This window comes from Mesorhizobium sp. L103C119B0, assembly GCF_000502235.1.
Classification (GTDB): Bacteria; Pseudomonadota; Alphaproteobacteria; order Rhizobiales; family Rhizobiaceae; genus Mesorhizobium.
Genome location: NZ_AYXE01000001.1, coordinates 23762 through 41496, shown reverse-complemented (window position 1 = coordinate 41496; position 17735 = coordinate 23762). Strand labels below are relative to the sequence as shown.

The 17735-nt window shown below is 63.0% G+C and carries 21 protein-coding genes; 11 read left to right on the top strand and 10 right to left on the bottom strand.

The annotated features are described in order from the left end of the window. The first annotated feature begins 15 nt into the window (after window positions 1–15). The gene (locus X728_RS165870; protein ID WP_023827463.1) at window positions 16–600 is read left to right on the top strand and encodes a histidine phosphatase family protein; all 585 of its coding nucleotides are present in this window, start codon (window positions 16–18) and stop codon (window positions 598–600) included. Window positions 601–672: 72 nt separating this feature from the next. Here the strand turns inward: X728_RS165870 and X728_RS165875 are convergent, their stop codons facing one another. The 3 genes from X728_RS165875 to X728_RS165885 form a co-directional block, all read right to left on the bottom strand. Beyond that, window positions 673–1152: a DUF2938 domain-containing protein gene (locus tag X728_RS165875; RefSeq protein WP_023732091.1), complete on the bottom strand. Its 480-nt coding sequence runs from the start codon at window positions 1150–1152 to the stop codon at window positions 673–675. Between the two features lie 95 nt (window positions 1153–1247). Beyond that, the gene (locus X728_RS165880; protein WP_023698522.1) at window positions 1248–1730 is read right to left on the bottom strand and encodes a peroxiredoxin; all 483 of its coding nucleotides are present in this window, start codon (window positions 1728–1730) and stop codon (window positions 1248–1250) included. A 111-nt stretch (window positions 1731–1841) separates the two neighbouring features. Beyond that, a complete protein-coding gene (locus X728_RS165885; protein WP_023706670.1) occupies window positions 1842–2648 on the bottom strand; it encodes a protein-disulfide reductase DsbD domain-containing protein in 807 nt (268 codons plus the stop codon). Window positions 2649–2863: 215 nt separating this feature from the next. Here X728_RS165885 and X728_RS165890 point away from each other — a divergent pair, with 215 nt between their 5' ends. Beyond that, entirely contained in the window at window positions 2864–3472 is a 609-nt protein-coding gene (locus tag X728_RS165890) for a YqgE/AlgH family protein (RefSeq protein ID WP_023668405.1), read from the top strand. Between the two features lie 196 nt (window positions 3473–3668). Here X728_RS165890 and X728_RS165895 read toward each other — a convergent pair whose 3' ends face one another. Genes X728_RS165895 through thrC form a run of 4 tightly spaced genes read right to left on the bottom strand, consistent with a single transcriptional unit; the run spans window position 3669 to window position 9876 of the window. Then, complete coding sequence (locus tag X728_RS165895; RefSeq protein ID WP_023727477.1) at window positions 3669–6557, bottom strand: EAL domain-containing protein; 2889 nt, start codon at window positions 6555–6557, stop codon at window positions 3669–3671. 3 nt (window positions 6558–6560) lie between these two features. After that, window positions 6561–7157, bottom strand: coding sequence for a GNAT family protein (locus X728_RS165900; protein ID WP_023698526.1), 597 nt, complete (start codon window positions 7155–7157; stop codon window positions 6561–6563). A gap of 14 nt (window positions 7158–7171) precedes the next feature. Further along, complete coding sequence (locus X728_RS165905; RefSeq protein WP_023668402.1) at window positions 7172–8464, bottom strand: pitrilysin family protein; 1293 nt, start codon at window positions 8462–8464, stop codon at window positions 7172–7174. A 14-nt stretch (window positions 8465–8478) separates the two neighbouring features. After that, window positions 8479–9876 (bottom strand): threonine synthase, encoded by a 1398-nt coding sequence (gene thrC / locus X728_RS165910; protein WP_023709657.1) that lies wholly within the window; start codon window positions 9874–9876, stop codon window positions 8479–8481. 126 nt (window positions 9877–10002) lie between these two features. On the opposite strand from thrC, the gene X728_RS165915 reads away from it, so the two are divergent. The 7 genes from X728_RS165915 (at window position 10003) to X728_RS0133840 (ending at window position 13283) form a co-directional block, all read left to right on the top strand. Further along, window positions 10003–10734, top strand: coding sequence for a hypothetical protein (locus tag X728_RS165915; RefSeq protein ID WP_023668400.1), 732 nt, complete (start codon window positions 10003–10005; stop codon window positions 10732–10734). 199 nt (window positions 10735–10933) lie between these two features. After that, complete coding sequence (locus tag X728_RS165920; protein WP_023668399.1) at window positions 10934–11257, top strand: metalloregulator ArsR/SmtB family transcription factor; 324 nt, start codon at window positions 10934–10936, stop codon at window positions 11255–11257. Continuing rightward, complete coding sequence (locus tag X728_RS165925) at window positions 11254–11679, top strand: SRPBCC domain-containing protein (RefSeq protein ID WP_023668398.1); 426 nt, start codon at window positions 11254–11256, stop codon at window positions 11677–11679. Before X728_RS165920 ends, X728_RS165925 begins: the two co-directional genes overlap by 4 nt. A 57-nt stretch (window positions 11680–11736) precedes the next feature. Then, a complete protein-coding gene (locus tag X728_RS165930; RefSeq protein ID WP_023668397.1) occupies window positions 11737–12129 on the top strand; it encodes a VOC family protein in 393 nt (130 codons plus the stop codon). A gap of 25 nt (window positions 12130–12154) precedes the next feature. After that, window positions 12155–12376 carry a hypothetical protein gene (locus tag X728_RS165935; RefSeq protein ID WP_023668396.1) on the top strand — a complete coding sequence of 74 codons (222 nt, stop codon included), beginning with the start codon at window positions 12155–12157 and terminating at the stop codon, window positions 12374–12376. Window positions 12377–12379: 3 nt separating this feature from the next. Further along, window positions 12380–12838, top strand: a complete 459-nt coding sequence (locus tag X728_RS165940) for a DUF1801 domain-containing protein (protein WP_023668395.1) — start codon at window positions 12380–12382, stop codon at window positions 12836–12838. Window positions 12839–12851: 13 nt separating this feature from the next. After that, a complete protein-coding gene (locus tag X728_RS0133840; protein WP_023668394.1) occupies window positions 12852–13283 on the top strand; it encodes a DUF1801 domain-containing protein in 432 nt (143 codons plus the stop codon). 5 nt (window positions 13284–13288) lie between these two features. Here X728_RS0133840 and X728_RS165945 read toward each other — a convergent pair whose 3' ends face one another. After that, entirely contained in the window at window positions 13289–13975 is a 687-nt protein-coding gene (locus X728_RS165945; protein WP_023668393.1) for an HAD family hydrolase, read from the bottom strand. A gap of 188 nt (window positions 13976–14163) precedes the next feature. On the opposite strand from X728_RS165945, the gene X728_RS165950 reads away from it, so the two are divergent. After that, window positions 14164–15297, top strand: a complete 1134-nt coding sequence (locus X728_RS165950) for a site-specific DNA-methyltransferase (protein ID WP_023687165.1) — start codon at window positions 14164–14166, stop codon at window positions 15295–15297. A 48-nt stretch (window positions 15298–15345) separates the two neighbouring features. On the opposite strand, the gene X728_RS165955 is transcribed toward X728_RS165950, so the two are convergent. Next, window positions 15346–15957, bottom strand: a complete 612-nt coding sequence (locus X728_RS165955) for an HAD family phosphatase (protein ID WP_023830283.1) — start codon at window positions 15955–15957, stop codon at window positions 15346–15348. A gap of 22 nt (window positions 15958–15979) precedes the next feature. Next, window positions 15980–17101, bottom strand: coding sequence for an A/G-specific adenine glycosylase (gene mutY / locus X728_RS165960; protein ID WP_023830282.1), 1122 nt, complete (start codon window positions 17099–17101; stop codon window positions 15980–15982). A gap of 50 nt (window positions 17102–17151) precedes the next feature. Here mutY and X728_RS165965 point away from each other — a divergent pair, with 50 nt between their 5' ends. Continuing rightward, the gene (locus tag X728_RS165965; protein WP_023830281.1) at window positions 17152–17658 is read left to right on the top strand and encodes a DUF721 domain-containing protein; all 507 of its coding nucleotides are present in this window, start codon (window positions 17152–17154) and stop codon (window positions 17656–17658) included. Window positions 17659–17735 lie beyond the last annotated feature (77 nt).

Here is a 17735-nt window from a genome sequence, read left to right as displayed (position 1 = left end):
CAGGAGACCTCACTCATGCCGATCGTATACTACATCACCCATCCCCAGGTTCAGATCGATGCCAACGTTCCCGTGCCGCACTGGGGGCTGTCCGAGATCGGACGAGCGACAGCATCAGCCATGCTCGATCAGCCATGGGTCGGGTCGATTCGCCGTGTCGTCTCGTCGGCCGAGCGCAAGGCGATCGAAACCGCCGAGATCCTTGGCAAACACCTCGGCCTCGCGGTCGAGGTGAGGGAGCGCATGCATGAGAACGATCGGTCGGCAACCGGCTTCCTGCCGCCGCCGGAGTTCGAGGTGGTCGCCGACCAGTTCTTCGCCGACCCGCACAAAAGCATCCGCGGCTGGGAACGGGCCATCGACGCCCAGCAACGCATTGTCAGCGAGGTCGAAACGGTGCTGGGTGCTGCCGACGGCGGCGACATTGCCTTCGTCGGCCATGGCGGCGTCGGAACGCTCTTGCTGCTCTCGCTCAGCGGCCGCGCAATCAGCCGCGCGGCGGATCAGCCGGCCGGCGGCGGCAATTACTTCGCCTATGATGTCGGCACGCGCCGCGTCGTCCACGGATGGCGGCCGATAGACAGTCTGGCGCCGCGCTAAAGCGGATGTCAGGAGATCATCGATACCGTAGCCGCGATGAAGCCGCTGGCGACCAGCGGATAGAACCTGTCCTCAGCGGATCAGCAGGGCCGTGCCGTAGAGGCCGAGCGCGAACACCGTGTGCGAGATCACGTTGAAGGCGCGGATCTGCATCGCGTTGGGGCGCTTTGACGCAGCCCAGCCGGCGCCCATGCCGGGCGCCAGCAGGAACCAGCCGGCGCCGATGGTGACCATGCCGAGGATGAAGGCCGGCAGGAAGGTCGGCGCGTCCAGCCATGCCGTGCCCGCCAGCGCCACCAGGATGAAGCCGTAGACGATGCCGGTGACATAATGGAAGGCCCAGCCCAGCGCCTGCTCATGCGCATAGGGTGCGGCATGGGCGATATCGTCGTGGAAAACCTTGCCTTCCCTAAGGTGCCAGACCCAGCGGCCGGGCGGCCCCCAGTTCGGCCGCGGCTGGCTGAGCGCCAGATGCAGGAACAGCGCCCAAAGATCCATCAGCACCGTGGCGCCGATGCCGATCGCAACGCTGCGCCAGATGATGTCAAACATCGTCGATNCGTCGATGTCCCCCAAAGCAGGCAATCCGGCTGGAAGCGCGTCGTCGTCAGGCCATGGCGCTCATGAGCCGACGCGGCCGCCGCGGTTTAGAGCTGGCTCAGAATGTGAGCGGCACCCGATGTGTCGACTCCTGGCTTGGTCTCGACATTGAGCGCCGTGACCTTGCCGTTGTCGACGATCATCGAGAAGCGCTTCGAGCGCAATCCCATGCCGCCGCTGGAATAGTCGGAGTCGAGGCCGATCGACCTGGCGAAGTCGCCATTGCCGTCGGCGAGATAGAGGATCTTGCCTTGACCGCCGGTGAAATTGGCCCAGGCGCCCATGACATGGACATCGTTGACGGAGACGACGGCGATGGTGTCGACGCCGCGGGCCAGGATGGCATCGTGGTTCTCGAGATAGCCCGGCAGATGATTGTTGCTGCAGGTCGGCGTGAAGGCGCCTGGAACGCCGAACAGCACGACCTTCTTGCCCGCGAAAATCTCGGCCGAGGTGATCACCTTGGCGCCGTCGGCGGTCATTTCCTTGAAGGTCGCATCGGGCAGTTTGTCGCCAACGGCAATCGTCATGATGGTCCTCGTGTGAAAAGCAGGGAAGGTTTCTTGCGATAGCGAAATCGGGCATCTCCCGCAACCGCCGACAAGGCCTGGATCAAGGGAAAGCCCTGATCGGGTTCGGTATCAGGGGAACGGCAGAACGCCCTCGACCGCGCCTTCGGCACTTGTCAGGGTGTAATACAACCCGCCATCGGTCGGTGTCGTCGACGGCCGGTCGAGGATCGGAATGGTAAATACCAGCCGGCCGTCCTTTTCGCTGCGTGCAGGCGCCCCGAACATATAATCGCGTCCCCCGGCGACGAATAAATCCGCCGCCTCCGGATCTCCGGGAAAAGTCGCCTCGACCATCAGCGTCTCATGGTCGCCCGGCAGCACCTTGATCCCGAAATCGGGCTTGGCAGGCGCGGGCAAGGTGGCGAGTGCAGCCTTCACCAGCGCCGCATCCTCGGCATTGTCGGGATCGGCGGCGGGATCGACGCTCAGCCGCGTCTGCACCGGAATACAGATCGTCTCGCAGATGCCGAGAAAGATGTCGGCATCGATGACGGCCGCATCCCCAGGCGACGACAAAGTGAATGTCACCGGCAGCGAGACCGGATGGTTGTAGCCGGCCCATTTGCCGTAGCCGTCGTCATGGCGCTGCGGCGGCGGGAAGGAAAACGCCGCATCGGTGATGTTGGTGCTGGCCGAAACGTCGATCTGCGGCGGCACGCCGGCGTCGCCCGGATCGCGCCAATAAGTTTTCCAGCCGGGCTTGAGCGCGATGTCGAGCACGCCCTGTATGCGACCGGCCTCGTCGGCCTTGCCTGTTGTCACCAGCCGCACCTTGCCGCCTTCGCTGTTGTACCATTCCGACGAGGAGGCGGCGGCGGGCAGGACTGCTCCGCATCCGATAGCAATACCGAGCAGCAGGATTTTCAAGCTTTGCATGGCGTTGATTTGATCGTCAGTTCATGGCCGCGCAATGTTTTCATGGCGCTCTGCGTATCATATTTGCGTGACCTTCGGGCAAGGAACAGTTGGCTTCAAGCAATCGGCCGAGTGAAGTTCGCAGTCAAGATTCCGTTGTTCCAACCGTTGGGCTTTGGCCGAATCGCACGCGGCGCATCTTTTCGGCGTCCCGGAAACGCGTTACGCTCCAGTCCATGGACTTGTTGCGCCACAAAAAGACAGCCGGTGGACGCGGCTTTCTTGACGACCAGTTTCTGATTGCCATGCCCGGCATGAAGGACGATCGCTTCACGCGCTCGGTCATCTACATCTGTGCGCACAGCGATGAAGGCGCCATGGGCCTGATCATCAACCAGACGCAACAGATGCTGTTTCCCGATCTTCTGGTGCAGCTCGGCATCATGAACGAACAGGAGGCGATCAGGCTGCCGGCGCAGGCTCGCGACTTCGTCGTGCGCAATGGCGGCCCCGTCGACCGTAGCCGCGGCTTCGTCCTGCACTCGGGCGACTACCGGGTGGAATCCTCGCTCACCGTGTCCGACGATATCTGCCTGACCGCGACGGTCGACATATTGCGCGCCATCTCGTCCGGCCGCGGCCCGCGGCGCGCATTGATGGCGCTCGGCTATTCCGGCTGGGGCGCCGGCCAGCTGGAAACCGAGATCGCCGAGAATGGCTGGCTGACCTGTCCGGCCACGCCGGAGCTGCTGTTCGACGCCGACATCGAGCGGAAGTACGACCGCATCCTGGCATCGATCGGGATTGATCTGGCGCATTTGAGCCTGGCCGCGGGGCACGCCTGAAGCCTCGCCTTCGCCGACGTTCCGCCGAACCTTCGCGACTAGCCGAAGCCGCCCGCCACTTTCGTCATCCTAGGGTCTGCGCCGCGTCGCTGCGCTCCTTGCTTCGCCCTAGGATGACGAAGGCGCGGTCGCTTCAGCTAATTTTCGGGGTTCATTCCAATGTAACCACGCGCCTGCACGACGCATGCCTCACCCATCACGCCTGCGTCATCGGGTACTGCTCTTTCAACGCCTTCAGCACCTGGTCGCCTGGCATCGGCGCGCCGAACATGAAGCTTTGCACATATTCGCAGCCCATCTGGCGCAATTCCAGCGCATCGCTTTCGTCGGAAATGCCCTCGGCCACCACCGACAGGCCGAGTTCATGCGCCATGTTGACCATGGATTTGAGCAGCACCGCCCGCTTCGGCGTCGCGTCGTCGACGAAGCTCTTGTCGATCTTGATGGTGTCGAAGGGGAAGCGGGTCAGGTAGGCGAGCGAGGAATAGCCGGTGCCGAAATCGTCCAGCGACAGGCCGATGCCGAGCTGCTTGAGCTTGGTCAGCACATGCGAGGTTTGCTCTGGATTGTCCATGACCAGCGATTCGGTAAGTTCGAGCCGGAAGCAGCGCGGCTTCAGATTGGCGCGGGCGATGACCGAGCGGACATCGCTGACCAGGTCGCGGCGGATCAGCTGGCGACTGGACAGATTGACCGACACCGACAGCGGCGTGTCGCCGATCTGCTTTTGCCAACCGGCGAGGTCTTCGGCCGCCTGCTGCATGGCAAACAGCCCAAGCTGCACGATCAGGCCGCAGCTTTCGGCGACCGGGATGAAATCGCCCGGCGGGATCATGCCGCGGCGCGGATGGTCCCACCTCAGCAGCGCCTCGAAGCCGGCAATGCTGCCGTCCTCCAGCCGCACGATCGGCTGGTAGGCAAGGGTGAATTCGCGCCGCTCGATGGCGCGGCGCAGATCGGATTCGAATTGCAGCCGGTCGGTGCCGACGGTGCGGAAGGCCGGCCGGAACGGCTCGATCCTGTCACCGCCGAAGCGCTTGGCCTGGTGCATGGCAAGCTCGGCGTCCTTGACCATGTCTTCTGCCGAAGTCTGCGCCGAGGTCCAGGTGATCAGGCCGATCGAGGCAGTCAGCACGATCTCGCGCTTGGCGAAGGTGATCGGGTTGTTGATGGCGTGCTTGATGGCGTCTGCCACCGCCGCGATGCGGGAGGGTTCCTGTTCGGAGAGCAGCATCAGGGCGAACTGGTCACCGGCAAAGCGCGACAGCGAATCCTTCGGTTTCAACAGCCGGTGCAAGCGGCGCGCAATGGTGAGCAGGATGGTGTCGCCGGCCGAGATGCCAAGCCCGTCATTGACCTGCTTGAAACGGTCGATGTCGATGACGAAGACGGTCGGGCGCACCTTCTCTTCGGTGCGCGCGATCGAGATGATGGCTTCCAGCCGGTTCATCAGAAGTTCGCGGTTGGGCAGGCCGGTCAGATTGTCGTGAACGGCATCGTGCAGCAGCCTTTCCTCGGACTTTTTCTGCTCGGTGACGTCGACCATGGTGCCGACGCAGCGAATCACTTCGCCATCCGAGCCGATCACCGGCCGCGCCCGAAGCAAGAACCAGTGGTAGTGCCCGTCGGCGCCGCGCAGGCGGAAATTCTGCGAGACCCGGCCGCGCCGATGTTCGAGCACCACGTCGAGGGTGGTGCGGAACGTGTCGCGGTCGTCGGCATGCAGCACCGGCAGCCAGTTGCGGGCCGCACCCCCCAGGCTGTTGGGCGCCAGGCCAAGCTGGATGCTGACGTCGGGCTTGGTGACGACGCGGTCGCGCAGCACGTCCCAGTCCCACACCGTGTCGCCGGAGCCGGCCACGGCCAGCGCCTGGCGCTCGAGATCGGAGAACAGGCCCTGATGCAGCGCGCCGCCGGCAAAGGCATGCTGCATGACGGTGAAGCCGATCAAAAGGATGATCAGGATCAGCCCGCCGCCCAATGCCGGCTGGGCGATGTCGTTGTCGAGCATGCCGGTGATCGCCATCCACGACCCGCACAGCCATAGCAGCACCATCACCCAACTGGGCACCAGCATGATCGCACGGTCGTAACCACGAAGACCGAGCAGGATGATGAGGCCGAGCCCGGTCAGCGCGGTGGCGGCAAAGGACAGCCGGGCAATACCGGCGGCGACGGCCGGATCGATGATGGCCACACCGGCAATCAGCACCAGGCCGAGGATCCAGACCAGCGCGCCATAGCTGAAATGGCCGTGCCACCGGTTGAGGTTGAGATAGGCGAACAGGAACACCACGAAGGTCGCCGCAAGCGCCACCTCCGTTCCCGCCCGCCACATCTGCTCGTTCCCGGGCGATATCTCTATGATCTTGTTTAGAAAGCCGAAATCGACGCAGATATAGGCAAGTACCGCCCACGCAAGTGCGGCTGTCGCCGGAAACATCGAGGTTCCCTTGACGACGAAAAGGATGGTCAGGAAGAGCGCCAGCAGCCCGGCGATGCCGATGACGATGCCGCGGAACAGCGTATAGGAATTGACCGAGTCCTTGTAGGCTTCCGGCTCCCATAGATAGACCTGCGGCAGCTTCGGCGAGGCGAGTTCGGCGATGAAGGTGATCACCGTTCCCGGGTTCAGCGTCACCCGGAACACGTCGGCGTCGGAGCTTGACTGGCGGTCGAGCGCGAATCCCTCGCTGGGGGTGATCGCGGCGATGCGGGTGGCGCCGAGATCGGGCCAGAAGATGCCGGAATTCACCAGCCGGAAATGCGGCGCCACGATCAGCCGGTCGAGCTGCTGGTCGGTGGTGTTGGCGAGCGCGAACACCGCCCAGTCGCCGCTCGAGCGCGCGTCATTGGCCTCGACCTCGATGCGCCGCACGATGCCGTCGGGACCGGGCGCGGTCGACACCTGGAAGTTTTCGCCCTGATTGACGTAGATCTGGACGGCGCGCGACAGGTCGAGCGCTACGTCGTCGCGGGCAATCTTGATCGGTTCGACGGCGAAGGCCGGTAGCGCCGCGCAAAGCGTGACGACAGCCGCCAGAACAAAGGCCAACAGCGACCCGTTTCGCAGGAAATTCGTCAAAAATCAGTCCTTCGTTCCAGCGCCCGGTGGATCGTCCGCGATCCGGGCGTAGAGGTAGTGGTCCTGCCAGATGCCGTTGATCCTGAGGTAGGATCGCAGAAGTCCTTCGCGCCGGAATCCGGCTTTTTCAAGCACGCGGATCGACCGGATATTGTCGGGAATACAGGCAGCTTCGATCCGGTGCAACCTCAGCGTATCGAAGGCGAAGCGGCAGACCACCTTGACCGCGTCGGTCATCAGGCCGCGGCCGCCAAACCGCTCCCCGATCCAGTACCCGACATGGCCGCTTTGCGAGACGCCGTGGCGTATATTGCCGAGCGTAATGCCGCCGGCAAGCTTGCCGCTCGCCTTCTCGAAGATGAAGAAGGCGATGGCTGTCCCCTGCGCATAGTCTTCGCGGTAGCGGCCGATGCGCAGCCGCCAGGCGGTGCGGTCGAGTTCATCGGGCGTCCAGCGCGGCTCCCACGGTTCGAGGAAGGCACGGCTTTCGCCGCGCACCGCTGACCATTCGCGATAGTCGTTGGTGTAGGGCACGCGCAGCATGACCCGGTCGCCTTTCAGTGCCGGCAGGTCACGGCGAAAGAAAGGGAGCGCGAACACCGGCGCTTGAAGGCTTAGACGGCGAGCTTGCGGGCCGTGGTGTGCGTGCCCGCAAGCGAATCGAGAATCGCCTCATAGGGCGCGAGCGTACCCACCGGTCCAACCGCGGTCAGCGTCGGCTTGGTCGAAAACAGCCGGGACGAAAGGTCGGTCAGCCGCTCGACGGTCAGCGCCGACAGCCGTTCCATCAATTCCTCCTTGGCGATCGGCCGGCCGAACAGAAGCAGCTGCCTGGCGATCTGCGAGGCGCGGCTGGCCGGGCTTTCAGCCGACATGATCAGGCCGGCGCGATATTGCGCGCGGGCGCGGTCGAGCTCTTCCTGAAGGATATTCTCGCCGGCCTTCTGCAGCTCGTCGATAATGACCGGCACCAGTTCGGCAATGTCGCTCTGCCCGGTCGCGGCATGAACGCCGAAGATGCCGGTATCGGAAAAACCCCAGTGGAAGGCATAGACCGAATAGCACAGGCCACGCTTTTCGCGGACCTCCTGGAACAGCCGGGACGACATGCCGCCGCCGAGGATCATCGACAGCACCTGCGAAGCGTAGAAATCGCGCACATGATAGGCTCGGCCTTCGAAGCCGAGCACGATCTGCGCGTCCATCAGGTCGCGATCCTCGCGGAAATCGCCGCCGACATACTGCGCATATTGCGGCATCGTGCTGTCGGACTTGCTGCGGAAACCGCCGAGCTGCTTTTCGACCTCGCGCACGAAATTGTCGTGCTTAATGTCGCCTGCCGCCACGATCACCATCTTCTCGGCGCCATACTGGCGCTCTATGAAATCATGCAGCTGTTTGGAGGTGAAGGATTTGACGGTTTCCGGCGTGCCGAGGATCGAGCGGCCGATCGTCTGGTGGCGGAAGGCGGTCTCGGTGAAACGGTCGAAGACGATGTCGTCGGGCGTGTCGTGCGCGGCGCCGATCTCCTGCAGGATCACATGCTGCTCGCGCTCCAGTTCCTCTGGGTCGAATTCGGACTCCTGCAGGATATCGGCAAGGATATCCACCGCCAGCGGCACATCGTCGGACAGCACCCTGGCGTAATAGGACGTCGTCTCGACTGATGTGGCGGCATTGATCTCGCCGCCGACATCCTCGATTTCCGAGGCGATCTCGAAGGCCGTCCGCCTTTTCGTACCCTTGAAGGCCATATGCTCGAGCAGATGGGCCATTCCGTGCTCGTCGTCACGCTCATTGCGGGCGCCGGACTTGACCCAGGCGCCAAGGGCAACGGATTCGAGGCTTGGAAGGGTTTCGGTGGCGACTGTCAGGCCGTTCGACAGACGGCTTACCTCAACACCCATATGGCAAGTACTCCCTAACGCGCTGCCCTTGAGTGGCGGCTCACGTAATCTTCCACCATTTTCAGGTCGGATGGAAGTACCGTGTACTTTTCGTCGGCTGACATCAAGGACCCCAGCCATGCGGGCAGGGCCGGCGACACGCCGCAGGCGGCTTCGACCGCGGCCGGGAACTTGGCCGGGTGCGCCGTGCCCAGCACCACCATCGGCACTGCACCGTCAGCCTTGCCGGCGGCGACATGCACGGCCGCGGCCGTGTGCGGATCGAGCAGATAATTGCTGGATTCGAGCGTTGAACGGATGGTGGCGGCAACCTCGTCCATATCAGCGCGTCCGGCGTCGAATTCGGACCGCATCCGGTCGATTTCTGCGGTCTCGATGGTGAAGGCGCCGGATTGCTTGAGGCCGGCCATGTAACGCCGCACCGTCTCTGCGTTACGGTCGCAGGCCTCGAACAGCAGTCGCTCGAAGTTCGACGATACCTGGATGTCCATCGATGGCGACGTCGTCGCAAACACACCCTTGGTGCGGTATTCACCGGTCGCGAAAGTGCGCGCCAATATGTCGTTGTCGTTGGTGGCGACGATCAGCCGCTCGATCGGCAGGCCCATCTTCTTGGCGGCGTAACCGGCGAAAATATCGCCGAAATTGCCGGTCGGCACGGTAAAGGAGACCGGCCTGTCCGGCGCGCCGAGCGAAAGCGCCGAGGAAAAATAATAGACGATCTGGGCCATGATGCGGGCCCAGTTGATCGAATTGACGCCCGACAGCGACACGCGATCACGAAAACCATGATCGTTGAACATATCCTTCAGCAGGCCCTGGCAATCGTCGAAATTGCCTTCGATGGCCAGCGCCTGGACGTTGGTGGCCGTCGATGTCGTCATCTGCCGCTGCTGCACCGGCGAGACGCGGCCATGCGGAAACATCACGAAAATGTCAGTTCGGTCGCGGCCGGCGAAGGCATCGATGGCGGCGCCGCCAGTGTCACCCGAGGTCGCGCCGACGATGGTTGCGCGCTGGCCGCGCTCAGTCAGTACATGGTCCATCAGCCGGGCAAGCAGCTGCATGGCAACGTCCTTGAAGGCCAGCGTCGGACCGTGGAAGAGTTCAAGGATGAACGTGTTGGCGCCGGTCTGCACCAGCGGGCAGACGGCCTGGTGGCGGAAGGTGGCATAGGCTTCTCGCACCAGGCGCTCGAAGACGGGTGCGGCGATCTCGCCGCCGAGGAACGGCGTCAGCACGCGGATGGCGAGGTCCGCATAGGGCAGGCCGCGCATGGCGCGGATCTCGGCTGCCGAAAACTGCGGCCATGTCTGCGGCACATAAAGCCCGCCGTCGCGGGCCAGCCCCGCCAGCACCGCGTCGGCAAATCCAAGCACGGGTGCATCCCCGCGGGTACTCACATAGCGCATCGTCAAGGTCCATTGCTGCCGCCGGTTCATCCACGGCAATTGGTTAATTTTCCGAGCCGGCTCAGTCGCATTTTTGCCGTGGCGTTGCTATACGTCACCAACTTTGCGAGAGGGAAGTGCAGTTTCATGGCGTTTCACAAGTTCAACCGTCGCTTTGTCGCGGGTCTGGCGCTCACCGGCTTTATGCTTGCCGCCGCCGGTTGCCAATCGAGCGACAATGGCATCCTCAATCTCGGTTTCGGCAAGAAGACCGACCCGAATGCGCCAATACCGCCGCAGGATCCCAAGGTTCTCGCCAGCCAGTTGCAGGCCTACTGCCCGAAAGTGACGGTGCGCGATGGCACCGCCTACTTCAATACCTACGCCAAGGGCGCGCCGCAGCCGAGAAAGAAAAAGGCTGATGCGGCACAGGATGCCGAGGCCGCTGCCGCCGCGCAGACGGCGCCTGACGGCTCCATCGTCGATCCGAACAAGGATCCGGCCAAGATCATCTACCAGGCCTCGATCAGCGATGTGAGCCGCGATTGCAGCCGTGCCAACGGCCAGTTGACGATGAAGGTTGGCGTTGCCGGCAAGATCGTGCCGGGACCGCTGTTCGCCCCCGGCACCATCACCATGCCGATCCGCATTGCCGTCATGCACGGCCCCGACGTGCTTTATTCGCAAATTCACCCCTATCAGATCCAGGTCAGCGATCCCTCGACCGCCACCCAATTCGTGTTCACCGATCCCAACGTCGTCGTGCCCGAACCCTCCGCCCGGGATTACACTGTCTATGCCGGCTATGACGACACCGCGCCGGCGGCGGCGGACAAGAAGTCCGGCAAGAAAAAGAAGCGCGCTCCCGCGACGAACTAAGCGCCTGGGCGCCGTCGCTGCTGCGACGGTGCCGGTCAACTCTTTGAAAGATCCAAACGATCCGATCGTAATCCTGCAGGCGTGCGCCTGCGGCAGGTCGCGTCTGCGCTTTAATCTCGATCCATTCCGCCAGCGCACTTGACTCATCCATATCCCGGCGGTTATACGTCAATCAATAGCTCGCAGGTTATTGATCCCGATGCCGGACGCCCACGATACTTTGTTCAGAACGCTTGCCGACCCGACTCGGCGGGCCATCTTCGAGCGCTTGTGCCGCCAAGGTGAGCAGACCGTGGGGGCGCTGACGGCGCAGTCCGGGGTCTCGCAACCAGCGGTGTCGAAGCATCTCGGCGTCCTGAAGCTGGCCGGCCTGGTGCGTGACCGCCACGCCGGACGCCAGACCCACTACAGCGCCCAGCCCGCGGCACTTGGCCCGCTGACCGACTGGACAGTTCAAATGACTGGATTCTGGGAGAGCCGCTTCGATGATCTCGAGAGCCTGCTGAAAAGGATGGACCAGTGAGCAATCCCGAGCTGCGCACCGTCGTCGTCGAACGTGAAATATCCTGGCCGGCGGAGAAGATCTGGCGCGCGTTGACGCAGCCGCATCTGATTGAGGAATGGCTCATGAAGAACGATTTCAAGCCTGTCGTCGGCCACAGCTTCAATCTTCGCGGCGACTGGGGCGGCGTGCTCGACTGCGAGGTGCTGGCCATCGAGCAAAACAGGACGCTGTCCTACAGCTGGGATTTTGCGCATGAGGATGCCGCCTACAATCTGACGAGCGTGGTGACGTTCACGCTCACACCCACGAGCTCGGGAACCCATCTGCGCGTCGAGCAGTCGGGCTTCCATCCGAGCCAGAAGCAGGCCTATGGCGGCGCCAGGGCCGGGTGGCAGCAATTCCTCACCAAGCTGGAGCAGGTCCTGGCGAAGCCGGATTGAAGCCTGCCGGTACCATGCCCTGATCGCGGGGCACCGAATGCAAAAAGGAGTAAATCGATGAAGATCAAGCTGACCAGCGTCTATGTGGACAACCAGGACAACGCACTGCGCTTCTACACCGACGTGCTGGGCTTTGCCGTGAAGGCCGACTTCAGCAATGGGCCTTTTCGTTGGCTGACCGTCATCTCACCCGATGAGCCCGAGGGAGCCGAGCTACAGCTGGCGCTCAACGACAACCCGGCCGCCAAGGCCTACCAGCAGGCCATCTTCAAGCAGGGGCAGCCCGCGCTCATGCTGTTCACCGACGACGTCAAGGGTGATTACGAGCGCATCAAGGGACGCGGCGGTGCGTTCGCCATGGCGCCGACAGAAGTGACCGGCTCGACTATCGCCCAGCTCAACGACAGCTGCGGCAATCTCATCCAGATCACCCAACTGGCGCGTTGGTAGGCGCTGGTTTCAAGAGGAAGTTGCAATGAACTTGAGCAAATGGATACGTCAAACCCATCGTTGGCTGTCGATCATCTTCACGCTGACCGTGGCAGCCAATTTCATCACCATGGCGTTCGGGCAACCTCCGGCCTGGGTGGTCTATTCGCCGCTGCTGCCGCTATTCCTGCTGCTGTTCAGCGGCCTCTACATGTTCGTGCTGCCTTACGTCGCGAGATCGCGTGGCGAGCAGGGCGCGCAAGGGTAGGACATGGCCAAGGCGCCGGGAAAATCGAAGGTCGCAAAACCGGCCCCAGACAAGCCGGAAAAGCCGGTCCTGCTTTCGGGCGGCAACCCGCAGATCCCGAAGGCCTATGGGGACGCTCCGGTGCAGGCCTATATTGCTGCCATGCCGGGCTGGAAAAGCGATGTCGGGCGCTGGATCGACGCACTTATCGTCAGCGCCGTCCCCAGCGTCTGCAAGGCGGTGAAGTGGAACTCACCGTTCTATGGCATCGAGGGCGAGGGTTGGTTCCTCAGCCTGCATTGCTTCACCAGATACGTCAAAGTCGCCTTCTTTCGCGGCACGTCGCTCGATCCTGTGCCTCCCGGCGGTTCCAGGCAAAAGGAAGTGCGCTATCTCGACATCCATGAAGGCGAAGAGATCGACGAAGCCCGCTTCGCCTCCTGGGTGAGCCAGGCCAGCCGATTGCCCGGCGAGAAGATGTGAACGGAGGCAGACCATGAAGGTCAGCATGTCGAGCAAGGACGAGGGAGGCGCCTCTGCCTCCGAGCGGATAGATGCCCGAATCCGGGAGCTGGACGATTGGCGGGGCAAGACGTTGGCCAGCCTGCGCAAGACCATCCTCGACGCCGACCCGGAAATCATCGAGGAGTGGAAGTGGATGGGCAGCCCGGTATGGTCACGCGACGGCATGATCGCCGTCGGCAACGCTCACAAGGACAAGGTGAAGCTGACCTTTTCTCACGGCGCCAGCCTGCCGGATCCCGACAGGCTGTTCAACAACGGGCTCAACGGCAAGGTGTGGCGCGCCATCGATGTGGCGGAGGGCGACGAGATCGATGCGGATGCGCTGAAAGCGCTCGTCCGTGCCGCGATTGCCTACAACAGGGCAAAGAAGAAACCGGCCAAGTCGGCCAAAGCCAAGGACTGATCGGTTCAGGCGTCCGACCATTCCGACAGAGCGGCAACCACACTTTTCAGTTCGGCCCAGCGGCGGATGACGGTTTCGGCGCCGGCTTCGGTCAGCACATCGGCATGGCCGGGATAGCTGTGCGCGGCGCCGGTGAAGCCGATCACGCGCATGCCAGCGGCCCTGGCGCCGGTGACGCCGTGCACCGAATCCTCGATGACGAAGGTGTTTGCCGGATCGGCGTTGAGTTGCTGCGCCGCGATCAGGAACACATCCGGCGCGGGCTTGGTTTTCTTGCTTGGTATTTCCAGCGCTGAAAAAATCCGGCCGGCGAAGAACGGCAGCAGGCCCACTTTCTCGAGCATGAACTCGATCCGCTCCAAGCGTGAGTTCGAGCAGACGCAGCGCGGCGCGGTGACCGCGGCGACCGCCTCGCGCACGCCGTCGATGGCGCGCACGTCGCTGCGCAGTTTGCGGTCGACCAGCTCTTCGGCCCGGTCGATCATCGAGGCCTGGAACGGGATGGCGGATTTTTGCTCGACCCGCATCATGATGTCCTTGAAGGTCAGTCCGGCATAGGTTTCGGCGTATTCCTCAGCCGAGATTTCATATCCGGCCAAGGTCAGCAATTCGGCCTCGACGCGGGCTGCGATGATTTCGGAATCGACGAGCACGCCGTCGCAATCGAAGATGACAAGATCTGGCTGGGGCATGGCAATCCGAACGAGGGAGGGTGATGGAGGCCCGGCAAGGCTCAAGCGGCGCGACATACACCAACGGGCCGGGCTGCGCAAATTGACGACGTCAGGGCTGCCTGGACCGTTGCGTCCTTCACCGAATATTTACGCTGATCGGTAACCATAACGGGGAGTAAACAGTAACGCGTGCCTTGGGTGTAAAAATGTCTGCCGTGCGTCTTCTCGCCGACCTCTCCCACGCCCCCCAGCAATCCGAGTGGCTGGACACGATCCTCAAGGGCGATTGTGTCGCCGCGCTCGACCGGCTGCCGGAAAAATCCATCGACGTCATCTTCGCCGATCCGCCTTACAATCTGCAACTCGACGGCGATTTGCACCGGCCCGACCAGTCCAAGGTCGACGCCGTCGACGATGACTGGGACCAGTTCGAGAGTTTCGAGGCCTATGACGCCTTCACCCGCGCCTGGCTCCTGGCGGCACGCCGCGTGCTGAAGCCGAATGGCACCATCTGGGTCATCGGCTCCTACCACAACATCTTCCGCGTCGGCGCCAAGATGCAGGATCTCGGCTTCTGGATCCTCAACGATGTCGTCTGGCGCAAGACCAACCCAATGCCTAATTTCCGCGGTCGCCGCTTCCAGAACGCGCATGAGACCATGATCTGGGCCTCGCGCGACCAGAAGGGCAAGGGCTATACCTTCAACTACGAAGCCATGAAGGCATCGAACGACGACATCCAGATGCGCTCCGACTGGCTGTTCCCGATCTGCACTGGCGGCGAGCGGCTGAAGAACGACAATGGCGACAAGCTGCATCCGACGCAGAAGCCGGAAGCGCTGCTCGCCCGCATCATGATGGCCTCGACCAAGCCGGGCGACATCGTGCTCGACCCGTTTTTCGGCTCCGGCACCACCGGCGCCGTGGCCAAGCGGCTTGGCCGCCATTTCGTCGGCATCGAGCGCGAACAGGCCTATATCGACGCCGCCAATGAGCGCATCGATGCGGTGCGGCCGCTGGAAAGCGCCGATCTCGCCGTGCTCACCGGCAAGCGCGCCGAGCCGCGCGTCGCCTTTGTCAGCCTCATCGATACCGGGCTTATGCAGCCCGGCGCCACGCTTTACGATGCCAAGAAGCGCTGGTCGGCCAAGGTACGCGCCGACGGCACGGTTGCCATCGGTGACAGCGCCGGCTCGATCCACAAGATCGGCGCCGAAGTGCAGGGCCTGGACGCCTGCAACGGCTGGACCTTCTGGCACTATGAGCGCTCGGGCGGCCTGACCCCGATCGACGAACTGCGCCGCATCGCCAGGCTCGGCATGGAACGGGCAGGGGCTTGATCTCAGGGTGTAAAGTCGTAGAGCGCTACCTTCCGGCCTCTGCGCGGCTCACACCGCGATGCCATACCGCTCTAGGTCCGCCTTGAGCGTTTTTGCATCTGTGAACAGCACAGCATTCCAGCCAGCCGCCCTGGCTCCGTCGACATTCCTGGGGCTGTCGTCGATGAACAGCGTGGCGGAGGGCTCCAGGCCGAACGCGACCACGTGATGGTCGTAGATGGCGCGGTCGGGCTTGATCTCACGGATATCGGCCGACACGGTCACGCCGCGCGGGCGGCTAAGGAAATCGAAGCGCAGTCTTGCCTCGGCAAGCGTGTCGGCGGCGAAGTTCGTCAGCATGGTCACGTCGTGGCCGCTCTCGATCAGGCCGAGCATGATGGCGACGCTGTCGTCATAGGCATGCGGCACCATGTCGTTCCAATAGCGTCGGAAATTGCGAATGTTTTCAGCATGACCCGGGTAATCCGCGATCAGCAGCGCTTCCGCCTCTTCCCACGTCCGGCCACGGTCCTGCTCGATGTTCCAGTCATGCGTGCAGACATTGTCGAAGAACCACTTGCGCTCTTCGGCATCGGGAATGAGGCGGCTGAACGGAATGTTCGGATCGTAGTGGAGCAAGACGCGACCGATGTCGAACACGATATGGCGGATTTCAGTCATTTCTGGCCTTTCAAAGCGAATGCTAGTCAATCGGGCGGTGTTTTTTGGTTGCGCCCGGTATCGCTGCTTCGATGACCTTTTTCATGACGGTCGGCAGCGCTTCTCCGGAAATGTCATGGGCCAGCGACCAGAAATGCCCTTCCGGCGCATCACTTTTCACTTGAGCGTGAAAAACTTCGAGCTCGAGCGCGAAATGGGTGAAGACATGCGCGATCTCTCCGGCGCGCCGCCAGTCCGCAGGGAAGGGCGCTGCTTGGGCAGTCGTCGCGCCGTCTATCCGGGCTGTCCAATCTGTGGTCGGCACCTCGGTCATGCCGCCGAGCAGGCCCTTGTCAGGCCGCTTGCGCAACAGGATGGCGCCGTCGCCGCGCTCGGCGACGAAGGCGGCACCCCGCCTGAGTGGTTTGTCGACCTTGGGCAGGCGGACCGGAAAGCGCTCGGGGTCGCCGGACAGGATGGCGCTGCAATCCTCGCGCACCGGGCACAGCATGCAGCGCGGCCGTCTTGGCGTGCAGATCGTGGCGCCAAGGTCCATCATTGCCTGGGCGAAGTCGCCCGGCCTTGTCTGCGGAACCAGTCTTTCGACGAGCGCGCGGATTTCAGGCTTTGCCTCGCTGAGCGGCGTTGCGATCGAATAGAGCCGCGAGATGACACGTTCGACATTGCCGTCGACGACCGCCGCCGGACGGTCGAAGGCGATCGCCGCGATCGCCGCCGCCGTATAGGCGCCGATCCCCGGCAATTCCCTCAATCCCGTTTCGTTGTCGGGAAAACGGCCGCCCTGGCTCGCAACCAGATCGGCGCAGGCCTTGAGGTTGCGCGCCCGTGAATAATAGCCGAGCCCGGCCCAGGCCTTCATCACATCCTCGGCCGGCGCAGCCGCCAGCGCCTTCACATCAGGCCATTTCTCGACAAAGGCGCGAAAATAGGATTTTACCGCTTCGACCGTGGTCTGCTGCAGCATCACCTCCGACAGCCAGATGCGATAGGGGTCCGGCCGTGCACCGCGGGCCGTGGCGTGCGGCGTGATCCGCCACGGCAGTTCGCGATGGTGCGCGTCGTACCAGGCAAGCAGACGCGCGGCGATCTCTCCCGATAGAGTTGGTTCGGATGCGGCCTTGCGGGTCTGTTCGTGCAGTGCCATTGATCGCGGGCTGGCTCTAGGCTGGTGAGGAGCGTGGCTGGAGAACGTACATGGCAGGGAGAACGCCTTACGGCAATCCCGTTCCGGTGAGCGATCTCGCGACCGCGATCCTCGACCCCGTGCTGCGCAAGCGGGCCGGCATTTCGATCGGGCTGGTGCAGTCATGGGAAGAGATCGCCGGCCCCAGGCTCGCCGGCCATTCGCGCCCCGAAAAAATCCAGTGGCCGCGCCGCATGCATGAGGACGATCCGTTCGAGCCGGCGGTGCTGGTCATCGCCTGCGAAGGCATGGCCGCGCTGCACCTACAGCACGAGACCGGCGAGATCATCAACCGCGTCAATGCCTTTCTCGGCTTCAACGCGATCGGCAGGATCCGGATCGTGCAAAAGCCGGTGCTGAGGGACAAAGCCCGGCCGAAACCGTCGCCGAGAGCACTGACTTCTGTCGAAAAGGCCAAATTGTCCGATACCGTCGGCAAGATCGAGGATGAAGGCTTGCGCGCCTCGCTGGAGCGTCTTGGCGCCACAATTCTTGGCCAAAGGAAGCGGCCAAGGTAATCAACCGGCAATCAGTCGGTCATGAACGCGTCATCTATCTCGCGCATTCGTGATCCTGCATGTAGAGTTTGGCGATT